The following is a 10,964-nucleotide window of genomic DNA, read 5'->3' as shown; positions in this document are numbered from 1 at the left end:
ACGTGGCCGAGCCGCCGCAGCGCCAGCACCGCCGCGCCGGCGGCGATGACTGCGGCGATGACGGCCGTGGTGTTGAGCCCGCCGGTGAACGCGGCGCGGGCGGGGGCGAGCACGGCGGCGGCCAACTCGCCCGGCAGCGTCTGCGCGGCGGTGACCGCACCGTCGAGGCTGTCGCGGCTCGCGGCGGCGGCGTCGGGCGGCAGGCCCCCAGGCAGAGTGGTGGCGGCTTGGGCGCGGTAGACGGCGGCGGCGATGCTGCCGATGATCGCGATGCCGAGGGAGATGCCCAGGTCGCTGCAGGTGGTGGCGAGCCCGGAGGCGGCGCCGGCCTTCTGCGGGGGGACCGAGCCGACGACCAGGTCGGTGGTCAGCGCCATGGTCGGCGCGACGGCCGGATACAGCACCATGAAGCCGGCCACCAGCAGCGGCAGCCCGCCCACCGCGTTCACCTGGCTGATCATGAGGTAGCCGATCACCTGGATGGCCAGCCCGGCGGCGATCAGACGGCCGGGGCGCACGCGCCGGGCCAGGATGGGCGAGGCCGTGGAGGCGACGACCAGCAGGGCGGCGCCGGGCAGCACCCACAACCCGGCCCGCAGCGGGGACAGGCCCTCGACGAGCTGCAGGTACTGCGTGAACAGCAGGTAGATGCCGCCGAGTCCGGTCGCGGCGAGCAGGAAGACGCCCAGCGCGCCGCTGACCGTGCGGTGGGCGAACAGCCGCACGTCCAGCAGTGGCTCGCTCAGCCGCCGCTGGCGGGTGACGAACCAGGCGCCGAACGCCAGCCCGGCCGCGATGGCGGCCAGCCCGGGCAGCAGCGCGTCCGGCTTGGCGAGTTCCTTGACGCCGTAGATGATCTGCAGCAGCGTGGCCAGCGACAGCAGCACGCTGAACAGGTCCGGCCTGCCCGCCGCCGGGTTGCGGTTGTCGGGCAGCAGCAGCGGCGCGCCGATCGCCACCACCGCCATCACCGGCACCGCGACCAGGAAGGCCGCGCGCCAGGAGAACGCCTCCAGCAACGCCCCGCCGAGCACCGGGCCGAGGCCGGTGCCGACGGAGATGCCGCCCGACCAGATGCCGACCGCGATGCCGCGCTGGCGTGGGTCGGTGAACGTGGCGAAGATCAGCCCCAGGGTGGCGGGCATCTGGGTGGCCGCGGCGATGCCGAGCACGGCCCGCCAGACGATCATCAGGGCGGGGTCGGAGGTGGCTGCGGCGGCCGCCGAGACGACGGCGAAGACGGCCGCGCCCCCGGTCAGCAGCCTGCGGTGGCCGATCCGGTCACCGAGGGTGCCCATGGTGACCAGCAGCCCGGCCATCAGGAACCCGTAGATGTCGATGATCCATAAGGCTTGGCTGCTGCTCGGCCTGAGGTCCGCGGCCAGCTGCGGCATGGCCAGGAACAAGATGGTGAGCATCATGAACAGCAACAGGGCCGGCAGGACCAGCACCACCAGTCCCAGCCAGTCCTTCGGCCCCGCACGCCGGGTGGAGGGGGTGTCGGCGTATGACATGCAATGACCTTTCGTTGATCGTTGAGTGGCGAACCGGCGTCACATCCACCGCCGCGCCTGTCTCGGGCGCAGAACCCTACCCCGGTAAGGCATCCAGCAGAGTCGGGAGTGGCCTGGTCTGCTCGGGGCGATGTCCCCGCGGAGGGGGATGCGCCCACCGGACGGTACGGAACGGCGAGGTGGCGTGGTCAGGCGGCGTGGGCCTGCACTTCCGGGATCAGGCCGGCCGCCTTGCCCGGGGTGGAACCCACGGCGCCCTCGCCGACGCTGACCTCGAAACTGCACCTGCCGGGATCGGGGTCCGTGCGGACCCGCCTCCATGGCCGGATGCCATGCTTGGCGCGAAGGTCGGCGCTGGTCCGCTTCGAGGCGGCAGGCGAACGTGGAACCACGAGGTCTGAGGCGGGTCGGGATGGACGCGGGCGGCGCCGTCGGTGTTGGTCGCGGCCGTGATGGCGATGGCATGCCCGTGGTAGGTCACCATGCGTACGGACAGGTCGTCGGGGTGCGCCAGGGCCGGCGGCCAGGCGTCGCGGATGCCGCCGCCGAGGCGCTGCCGCCACACACCCGCGATGTCCCCCGTGGCGGTGTCGGTGGTCGGCACGGCGCCGCGCACCCCGCGCGACGTCCACCGTGGCGGTGTCGGGTCGGCACGGTGCCGCAGGCTCCTGTAGAGCGAGACGCACACCGTGTCGAGCAGGCCGACGATCTCCGCAAAGGGCCGCCGGTAGTAGGTCTGCGTCTCGAAGATTCGGGCGCCGTTCAGGTGGGCGATGGTCCCGTACAGCGCCACCTGCTCGCACGGCTCGGCCCATTCGGGCAGCGACTCGCCGAGGTCGCGCTGCGGTAGCTCCCACACCACCGCGGCGGCTCACCGATCGCCGCCAGGTCGCCGGGGGTGACAGCTTGTTCACATCGCCGGTGCGGCGCGTTCGTTGGCCGGACAGGGCGTTGTAGCCCTGCTCCTGCACACCTCCAGGCGCGACTGCGGGTGAGCGACGCAGGCCGGGCGCTCGCGCCCGTCGGCGTGCCGCCGCAGCACGGTCTGCTTCGCCATCGTGCCGTTCGGGAAGAACGGCGCGACCTGCTTTCCGAGCAGATCGGCCGGGTGCCGCTTCAGCACCGCCACCGGGCTGTCCGGGCCGTCCGGCGGGGTGTCGCCACCCATCAGCGCCGGCGTCTGGTGCAGCACCTGGTGGGGCCTGCGCCGGAACAGGCGCGTGCGGGAACAGCGAGCGCCGCACGGGCGGACTCGGCTCGGCCATGGAAGGCTCCTTCATCGTTGGAGACATCATGAACCATACGGGGGTTGGGTATCAACAGGTGGCTCTGATCCCCGGGGTCTTGACCAGGTATGGGGGTTGGGCACCAGGCGGGGGATGGGGCTATCCGTGTTCGGCGTGTTCGCCGTGGTCGGAGACCTGGGCGTCGAACCAGGCGTGCAGCGCCTTGATCAGGGACGCGTCCGAGGTGGTGTAGGTGATCTGGGCTCCGGCGGGTGCCTCGGTGTAGCGGACGTCGATCCGGTCATGGCCGGCCGCCAGCTCGCGCAGGCCGGGCATCTCGCCGCCGTGGATGGAGGCGGGATCACCGAAATCGCCCTTGCCGAAGCGTGTGACCTCCTCGCTCAGGTGCTCGCGGATGAGCGCGACCTGCTGGGCGTCGGCGGGGTCTTCGGCGGTGACGGTCTGCTCGCCGCCCGTGCCGGTCTTGGTGAAGCGGTGCATGGTGCGCTCCAGGTCGAACGGCATCACCTCGCGGCTCTTGGCCGCGATCTCCGCCTGCCGGTCCGCAGGCGCCTGCGCCGTGCTCTGGCCGTTCGGGCCGTTCTTCGTCTCGCCCGCGGCGCACGATGCGGTGGCGATCACCGCAACGCCGGCCAGCAGCAGGGGGATGCGTCGCTTTCTAGGCTTCATCCATGGCCTCCGTGAGGACTTCGAGGGCGTGCAGGACGCCCGTGCGTTCGGTTTCCGGTACGCGGTCCAGGATCGCGGCGAAGCGGGCCGCCCTGGCCTTGGCCAGTTGCTCGGCGGCCTTGACTCCGGCGGGGGTGAGCTGGACCAGCACGCCACGCCCGTCGTCCGGGGCCGGGGCGCGTTCGGCCCAGCCCCGGTTGATGAGCTGCGTGACCAGGCGGCTGGTGGTGCTCTTCTCCAGGCGCAGCCGCTGGGTCAGCTCGCTCTGCCGCAGCGCGCCGTCCCGGGCCAGTTCGCCCAGCGCGTGCGCCTCCGAGGTGGGGATGGGGCGCCCGCACGGGGTCTGGTCGGGCTGGTGCAGGCCGAAGGCCCGGACGAACCGGGCCACGGCGTCCTGGAGGTCGCGCTCATCCGCCATGGTTCGAACGTACAACCATCTGGTTGCATCGCACAACTAGATGCACCGGTTCAGGTAGGGAAGCTCAGGTGGGCGATTGCGGGTGAAGCGCCGTCGGCCCCGGACAAGCCCTGGCAGACCAGCCGCAGAGCCGCCTTCGCTCCATCGCGGACGTGACGCCTCGCCCGCTACCTCGCGAGGCGGACACGTATTTGCCGTATCGGTAGGCCGGTAATCGTGAGCGGCTCATCGCACGCACTGCTGAGGCATTTCCAACGGAGTGCCGCACCTCAGGAAACCCACCTTTCGGTGGGAAATCAGATCACATCTTCACTACGAAGACATCGAATCGGATTGCAAGGTTCAAGCTCTCAACATACCGTGCGTGCACGGTCGGGATGATCGTTATCGGGGGTTGCACCGGGCGTGCGACTAAGGAAGGTAAGCCTTCTGATTGCGATCAAAACGTACCGGCAAGTGTGATCACGGGAGACCGCTCATGGGCGATGACGGGGAGCGTGTCACAGGGGGTCAATACGTTCTACTGCTCGTCGTAGCCGCGTTGTTCTTCGGCCTGGCCACAGTCGGCGTTGAAGCCCTCGCGCCCGTTGAGCTTCCACCCACCACCGCACTGGGGTGGCTGGGCATGGTCATAGCCATCGTGCTGGCCGCTCTCGCATTCGGCCTGTCGGCTTTTCTCAGCGCCTATCCCGACAAGCTGACCGATTTGTTTCGGGGGTCTCGCGACGGAGAAGCCCCCAAAACGGGGCAGAAAGATAGATGGTCCAGGGCGAGATCTGGGGCGCCTTCCTTCTCCTGGCGTCAGTCATCACGGGGGTGCTGTTCGTTTACGAGCCGGCAAGGCCTGCGGCATCCACGGCCGTCGGCGGGTTGGATCTGGCGAAATACTGTTCTTCGTACGAATTCAACAGCAATGACGCTGATTCCTGTTCCCGAAAAGTTCCGCTTGCGGAGGCGTGCGACTGGCAGTGCAAGGCTGAGGGTATGAAATTCAGATTTCTGTCCGAGGATCTGAACAGTGGCATCTGTGCAGACCAGAAAGGGAAGGACGTCGGGGATCGGCGACATGTCGGGCTTCTGCCGTGAGAAATTCAAGACAGCGCACAATGTCAGGGCTTCCGACGAGGACCGCAAGGATTGGCGGTGTGTCATGGATATCGACAAGGACGTCGTCTGTGTTTGGCAGCATGGCGACAAGAACCTCACCGCCGTCCAGGAGGGCACACTGTGGGTCTGCCACCGCCCGGCCGGCGCTCCATCTCAACCTCTTTCCACCGGTCCGTACCGATGGAACAGTCTGGAACGAGCCTGAAGGGACGACCTATCAGGAACAGGCCGAATTCCGGTCGGGGTCGACTTACTTGTGCCCCGGAGCCGGCCTTGCGCGGCTGAGGGGATGAAGACCCCGCTTCTGCGGCATGACGGCCACGGCGCAGATCAGCGGGGCCGGTGGCTCTTTCCTTTGCGGCTGGTCGGTACGGGCCGGCGGCCGGAGCGGTTCTGTGCGGGTTTAGGTGTCTGTCGTGGTGCCGGCTTCTCGGTGGGGGAGGGGGTACGGCCCCGCGAGCTGTTCACCGTCCGGCCGCGGACGATGCCGATGAAGTCCTCCACCAGCTCAGTGGTCGCCTCCGTGGGCCAGGCCAGCGCGACCTGGGACTGCGGCGCGTCCGGCACCGGCCGGTACGTGAGGTCCTTGCGGTGGTGGAGGCGCGCCAGCGACTGCGGAACCAGGAGCAGCCCGGTGCCGGACGCGACCAGCTCGACCGCGTTCGCCGTGGTGGCCGGGCGGGTGAACGCGGGCAGCCCGGGCCGGACCGCCCACTCGATGGTGTCGTCCAGAGGATGGAACACCTCCTCGTCGGCCAGGTCGGCGATGGCCACCTCGTCGACGGCGGCCACCGCGTGGTCCTTGGGCACCACGACCACCGTGGTCTCCACGTAGAGGGGAATCACGCTGAGCCCGTCGCGGTCGACCGGCAGTCGGACGAACGCGGCGTCGGCGCCGCCGTCCCGCAGGAGCGCCACCGCCTCGGCGGCGGGAACCGTGACCAGGGTGAGCGGGATGTCGGGCATCCGCTCGGTCCAGACGTTGACCCATTTCGCGGGGGTCACCCCGGGTACGTACGCCAGCCGGAACACCGCGCCGCTCTCTCCATCAGTCACCGCCACAGGGTACCGATGTCACGGGAACCCGTTCCGACTGACTAGTCTTGCGCCATGACCTCGCCCAAACCGAAGAGTGTCCAGACGATGAAGCCCGAGACCGCGGCCAAGAAGCTGGGCGTGCTCTTCTCGGCCACTCCCGCCGAGTTCCAGGCGGGTGTCGTCTCCAGGGACGAGCTCAACGCGTTGCAGGCGAAGCCACCCGTCTGGCTCGCCGACCTGCGCCGCAACGGCCCGCACCCCAAGCAGGTCATCGCCGCGAAGCTCGGGGTGTCCATCTCCGGCCTGCTCAGAGGCGGGATCACCACCCCGCTCACGACCGCCGAGATCGATGCGCTGAAGGCGGAGAACCCGGCGTGGCTGGAGCGCGAGCGGTCCGTCCAGGCAGAGGCCCGCAAGGAAGCACTCCGCCTCAAGCAACGCTAAGAGTGTCGGCGAGTGATCAAGAGGTAGGCGAGGCTGAGCACGGCCAGGCCGGCGCAGGCCGTCAGGGCGGTGGGCACGCCGGCCGGCAGGAGGGATCCGCCGAGCGCGGTGCCCAGGGCGATGCCGAGATAGAGCGCCGAGGCGTTGAGGCCGACGACCACGGCCGTCTCCTGAGGTGCCGCGGAGATCAGCCTCACCTGCTGGGCGGGCGTCTGGAACCAGGTGGCGGCGCCCCAGGCGACCATCAGCAGGCCGGCCAGCGGCAACCGGTGGACCTCCGCTCCGGACGCCCAGGCTGCCGCGGCGAGCGTCACCCCGAGCGCCACGTACCCGACCGCCAGGACGCGGACGGGTCCGTGCCGGTCGACCGCGACGCCGGCCAGCAGGTTGCCGCAGACCGCGCCCACGCCGTACAGGAACAACATCCACATCTCCGCAGGGCCCTCGGCGCCGAGCGCGTGCAGGATGGGGACGGCGTAGGCGTACAGTCCGTAACTGGCGGCCAGGCCGAGCACGGTCAGCGGCAGCACCGCCACCACGCCGGGACGGCGCAGGGCGTCGAGCCGGCGCCGCAAGAGGACACGTGGACCGCCGGGAAGGACCGGCATGACGGCGAAGACCCCCAACGCGCAGAGCCCGCACAACGCCGCGACCAGGCCGAGCGCGGCCCGCCAGTCGAGGAGCCTGTCGGCGAGGTTGCCCAGCGGCACGCCCAGCGCCGTCGCGACGGTCAGGCCGCCGACCACCACGGCGAGCGCGCGGCCCCGCCGCGCGGGCGCGACCAGTGAGGCGGCCACGGCGCCCGCGGTGGGCGTGAAGGCGGCGGCGCCCAGGGCGGCCAGGACCCGGGTGGCCATCAACATCGGGTAGTCCGGCGCCAGCGCCGAGCCCGCGTTGGCCACGGCGAGCACCAGCAACGCGCTCACCAGCAGCGCCCGGCGCGGCATCCGGGCGGTGACCGTCGCCATCACCGGCGAGAACACCGCATAGGCGATCGCGAAGACGGTCGCGGACTGACCGGCCGCCGCTTCCGACACCCGCAACGAGCCCGCCATGGCCGGCAGGAACCCGGCCACCACGTACGCGTCGGTGCCGACCGCGAACGTGCCGAGCGCCAGGACGAGGGTTCTCCCGAGCCCACGCTCCCCGGTGACGGGCCCCACCAGGCCCGCATCGGTCCGCTTGACCGGGATATCAGACATCCCCTTTTATCTCCTCACTCAGCCCGGCACAGGGGCCGTCGTCGGTCAGGCGCGCAGGCGGGCGTAGTTCCGGCGGGTGCGTTCGCCAGAGGCGGGGGCCTCGGCCATCAGATCGGCGATGGTCTGCGCGGCGAGCTCCCGCCGCCACGCCATCTCGGCGCGGCGCATCGCGGCGGCGATCCCGCACGGCCCGGAGAACCTCGCGCCCTCGGCTCCCGCGCCACGCTGGCGGATCTCCTCGCAGCGGAAGAGCTCGGCGGCCCCCTCCAGAGCGGCCACGACGTCCATCAGCGTGATCCGCTCCGGCGGGCGCGCGAGGGCGAAGCCGCCCCGCACCCCGGGCGTCGAGGTCAGGATCCCGGCCTTGGTCAGCGCCTGCAGGCGCTTCTTCAGGTACTCCTGCGGCAGGTCGAACCAGGCGGCGAGCCTGCCGATGGGCACCGGGCCCTCATCCCGGAGCCAGCCGAGCGTGACGCAGCAGTGCAGCCCCCACTCGACCCCTTCACCCATCCGCATGAAAGGGGATACTAGACATCCCTTTTTTACCGCGCAAGCCGGGTTCGCCGCCACGGGAGCGGCGAACCCGGACGGCGGCTCAGTCCTCCCGGCCCGCCGGCACCATCTGCCGCAGCGGCGGCACCATGTGCACCCTGGCCGAGCCGATGTCGAAGAACAGCCCGACCAGCTCCAGCTTCCCGGCCCTGACCTGCTCCTCGACCTTCCGGTACGTCATCAGGTTCTCCAGCTGCTGCTGCACGTTGACCCGGCACAACACGTCGAGGGCCCCGCTGTGCAGCCGTTCGCCCTCGGCCTCGATGAACCTGGCCAGGCTGTGGTTGCCGTGCCGCAGCCATCTGCGCAGCCCCGGCAGGCTGCCCGCCTGCACGCCGCCGCTCAGCACCCCGGCCATCGCGCCGCACCCGGAGTGGCCGCACACCGTGATCGTGTGCACGCCCAGCACCTGCGTGGCGTACTCGATCGCCGCCACCACCGAGTCGTCGTGCGGCTCCGAGCCCCTGCGCGGCACCAGGTTGCCGATGTTGCGCACGGTGAACAGGTCGCCGGGGCCGCTCGACGTGATCAGGCTGGGCATGATCCGGGAGTCGGCGCACGTGATGAACAGGTGCGACGGCTGCTGCTGCTTGGCCAGCGCCGTGAAGATGGGCTTCACGAGCGGCGCCGTACGGCTGTGGTACTCCCGCGCGCCCGCCGTGAGCAGGCACTCCGCCTGCCCCGCGGCCGAGGCGCCGTCGGAGCCGCCCTCCGCGGGCACCGGACGCGGCTCCTCGTGGCGGCGCCGGTGCGCCCACGGCAGCCACCAGCGGTCCGGCGCCTTCGGCGGCGACTTCACCGGCGACGTACGCGCCCCGCTGGCCGCCAGCGCGTACCACTCGTCGTGCAGCTCGTCGATGTGCACGGCGCCGCCCATACGCTCGTGGTCGAGCCGCCAGGAGTGGATGGCCTCGAAGGCGCCGTTGTCCATGAAGTCGATGTTCAGGTCGAGGTCGACGTCGGCGCCCGCCGGGATCGTGCGCAGCTCGCGCGTCAGCCTGGGCACACCCAGGAACGTCAGCGAGCCCGAGATCGTCACGTGCATCCGCCCGTCGCGGTCCTCGCGCTTCAGCACCGTCACCTGAGTCAGGCGGCGCAGCGCCAGCAGCGCGGCCAGGGCCAGGCCGGCCAGCACGCCCTCGGCCAGCCCGAGCAGGATCACGCCGGCCATGGTCATCGCGTACACCGGCACCTCGCCGTGCCCGTGCACCTTCTTCACGTGGCCCAGGTTGACCATCTGCACGCCGATGAACACCAGCAGGGCCGCCAGCGCCTCCAGCGGGATCAGTTTGATCAACCAGCCGAACCCCAGGGCGAACACGAGCACCCACACCCCGTGCAGGATCGTCGACATGCGCGTCCGCGCCCCTGCCTTGACGTTCGCGGTGCTGCGCACGATCACCCCGGCCACCGGCAGGCCGCCGAGCGCGCCCGTCGCCATGTTGGCCACACCCTGGCCGGTCAGCTCCTGGTCGAGGTCGGCGCGGCGCCCGCCGTGCATGCCGTCGACGGCCACACAGCACAGCAGCGACTCGCAGCCGGCCAGCAGCGCCACCAGCAGCACCGACGAGACGATCATGTGCCAGTCGCCCGCGGGCCAGACCGGGAACGCCCATTCGCCGACGCTCTCCGACAGGTCGACGCGGGTGACGTCCCAGCCGAACGCCCAGGCCGTCACCGCCGCGACGAACAACGCCGCCAGCGGCGCCGGGACCGCCTTGACCCGCTGCGGCAGCCGCGTCCACAGCGCCAGGACCACGATCGTGAGCACGCCGACGGCGACCTTGTGCCCGTGCATGTCGGCGATCTGCCCGGGGAGTTCGATGAGGTTGGCGATGGCGGAGTGCTGGGAACTGCCGCCCAGCACGATGTGCAACTGGGAAAGGGCGATGATCACACCGACGGCCGCCAGCATGCCGTGGATGACGGCCGGTGAGACCGCGAGCGCGGCCCTGGCCGCCTTGAACACACCCAGCAGGAGTTGTACGGCCCCCGCCAGCAAGGTGATCATGCAGGTGGCCCGCCACCCGTACGTGTGGACGAGGTCCACCACGACCAGCGAGAGTCCGGCCGCGGGCCCGCTCACCTGCACTGCGGACCCGCCCAGGGCGCCTGCCACGATGCCGCCCACCACGGCGGCGATGAGTCCGGCCACCAGCGGCGCTCCCGAGGCCATCGCGATGCCCAGGGAGAGGGGCACCGCGACGAGGAAGACCACGAGCGAGGCTGGCACGTCGTGCCGGAGGGTGCTTATCCAGCTACTCTGCGTGTCGCGGAACATGAAGCAAACCCTATTGCTCCGCCGTCCCCAGTTGAGTGGGACGTCACGCAGGTTTTGCGGATTAATAGGCGCTAAAGATCATCGGTAGTAGTCGTGCGGAGGGTCCTGCTCCGGGGTGCGCCGGCGGCCGCGCCGCTCGGTGCCCTGGGTCTCCGGCTGAGGCGAGTACACGGGCTGCGCGCCCGGGGCCGCGGCGCCCGGCGCGGGCGGCGGAGCGGGCCACGCGGCCGCCGCCGGGCTGCTGGTGATGTCGCCCGTCTCGTAGGCGCCCGCCGTGAACGGCGACTGCGACGGCGCCGGGGCCGACAGCACGTCGTCGTACGCCGAGACCGCCCGGTGCGGCGCCGTCGGGACGCCGGTGGCCGGAGTGGGCCCGGTGACGGGCTCGGAGTCATCGGCCACCGCCCACCCGGCGCGCACCTCGTACGGGTTGCGCGAGGCGGGCTGCTCGAACGCCGGCCAGGAGCCCGGCGAGGCGTAGGGGTTGGCGGG

General features: G+C 70.9%; 11 protein-coding genes and 1 pseudogene. 2 read left to right on the top strand and 10 right to left on the bottom strand.

What is annotated here, in order from left to right:
* The 5 genes from C1J01_RS40725 to C1J01_RS40705 form a co-directional block, all read right to left on the bottom strand.
* Positions 1-1,514: MFS transporter (locus C1J01_RS40725; protein ID WP_111184395.1), on the bottom strand; the 1,514-nt coding region annotated here is incomplete at its 3' end.
* Between the two features lie 217 nt (positions 1,515-1,731).
* Entirely contained in the window at positions 1,732-2,376 is a 645-nt protein-coding gene (locus tag C1J01_RS40720) for a hypothetical protein (protein ID WP_111184394.1), read from the bottom strand.
* A gap of 48 nt (positions 2,377-2,424) precedes the next feature.
* Positions 2,425-2,706, bottom strand: a complete 282-nt coding sequence (locus C1J01_RS40715) for a beta-eliminating lyase-related protein (protein ID WP_111184393.1) — start codon at positions 2,704-2,706, stop codon at positions 2,425-2,427.
* Positions 2,707-2,899: 193 nt separating this feature from the next.
* Complete coding sequence (locus C1J01_RS40710; protein WP_111184392.1) at positions 2,900-3,430, bottom strand: aspartate carbamoyltransferase; 531 nt, start codon at positions 3,428-3,430, stop codon at positions 2,900-2,902.
* The gene (locus C1J01_RS40705) at positions 3,420-3,848 is read right to left on the bottom strand and encodes a MarR family winged helix-turn-helix transcriptional regulator (RefSeq protein WP_111184391.1); all 429 of its coding nucleotides are present in this window, start codon (positions 3,846-3,848) and stop codon (positions 3,420-3,422) included. The genes C1J01_RS40710 and C1J01_RS40705 overlap by 11 nt, the downstream gene beginning before the upstream one ends.
* Positions 3,849-4,866: 1,018 nt before the next feature.
* Between C1J01_RS40705 and C1J01_RS49330 the strand changes: the two genes are divergently transcribed.
* On the top strand, positions 4,867-5,160 hold the full coding sequence (locus tag C1J01_RS49330; RefSeq protein WP_146615901.1) for a hypothetical protein: 294 nt from the start codon (positions 4,867-4,869) through the stop codon (positions 5,158-5,160).
* Positions 5,161-5,285: 125 nt separating this feature from the next.
* On the opposite strand, the gene C1J01_RS40700 is transcribed toward C1J01_RS49330, so the two are convergent.
* A complete protein-coding gene (locus C1J01_RS40700) occupies positions 5,286-6,011 on the bottom strand; it encodes a LysR family substrate-binding domain-containing protein (RefSeq protein WP_235854991.1) in 726 nt (241 codons plus the stop codon).
* 54 nt (positions 6,012-6,065) lie between these two features.
* Here C1J01_RS40700 and C1J01_RS40695 point away from each other — a divergent pair, with 54 nt between their 5' ends.
* Positions 6,066-6,437 carry a DUF5997 family protein gene (locus tag C1J01_RS40695; protein ID WP_111184389.1) on the top strand — a complete coding sequence of 124 codons (372 nt, stop codon included), beginning with the start codon at positions 6,066-6,068 and terminating at the stop codon, positions 6,435-6,437.
* Here the strand turns inward: C1J01_RS40695 and C1J01_RS40690 are convergent.
* From C1J01_RS40690 to C1J01_RS50525, 4 genes and pseudogenes are all read right to left on the bottom strand, one after another.
* Positions 6,434-7,639, bottom strand: a complete 1,206-nt coding sequence (locus tag C1J01_RS40690) for an MFS transporter (RefSeq protein WP_111184388.1) — start codon at positions 7,637-7,639, stop codon at positions 6,434-6,436. The two genes, C1J01_RS40695 and C1J01_RS40690, sit on opposite strands and share 4 nt — an antisense overlap.
* Before the next feature lie 45 nt (positions 7,640-7,684).
* Entirely contained in the window at positions 7,685-8,155 is a 471-nt protein-coding gene (locus C1J01_RS40685; protein WP_111184387.1) for an RrF2 family transcriptional regulator, read from the bottom strand.
* 79 nt (positions 8,156-8,234) lie between these two features.
* Complete coding sequence (locus C1J01_RS40680) at positions 8,235-10,472, bottom strand: SulP family inorganic anion transporter (protein ID WP_111184386.1); 2,238 nt, start codon at positions 10,470-10,472, stop codon at positions 8,235-8,237.
* A gap of 78 nt (positions 10,473-10,550) precedes the next feature.
* Positions 10,551-10,964, bottom strand: a pseudogene (locus C1J01_RS50525) (hypothetical protein); the annotation flags it as partial.

Origin of the sequence: Nonomuraea aridisoli (genome assembly GCF_003236395.1) — a bacterium.
Lineage (GTDB): Bacteria > Actinomycetota > Actinomycetes > Streptosporangiales > Streptosporangiaceae > Nonomuraea > Nonomuraea aridisoli.
This window is presented reverse-complemented; position numbering and strand designations above follow the sequence as displayed.

Coding starts and splice junctions, on each gene's coding strand:
- C1J01_RS40705 (WP_111184391.1), bottom strand. CDS start 3,848: ATGGCGGATGAGCGCGACCTCCAGGACGCCGTGGCCCGGTTCGTCCGG.
- C1J01_RS40685 (WP_111184387.1), bottom strand. CDS start 8,155: ATGCGGATGGGTGAAGGGGTCGAGTGGGGGCTGCACTGCTGCGTCACG.
- C1J01_RS40695 (WP_111184389.1), top strand. CDS start 6,066: ATGACCTCGCCCAAACCGAAGAGTGTCCAGACGATGAAGCCCGAGACC.
- C1J01_RS40690 (WP_111184388.1), bottom strand. CDS start 7,639: ATGTCTGATATCCCGGTCAAGCGGACCGATGCGGGCCTGGTGGGGCCC.
- C1J01_RS40710 (WP_111184392.1), bottom strand. CDS start 3,430: ATGAAGCCTAGAAAGCGACGCATCCCCCTGCTGCTGGCCGGCGTTGCG.
- C1J01_RS40680 (WP_111184386.1), bottom strand. CDS start 10,472: ATGTTCCGCGACACGCAGAGTAGCTGGATAAGCACCCTCCGGCACGAC.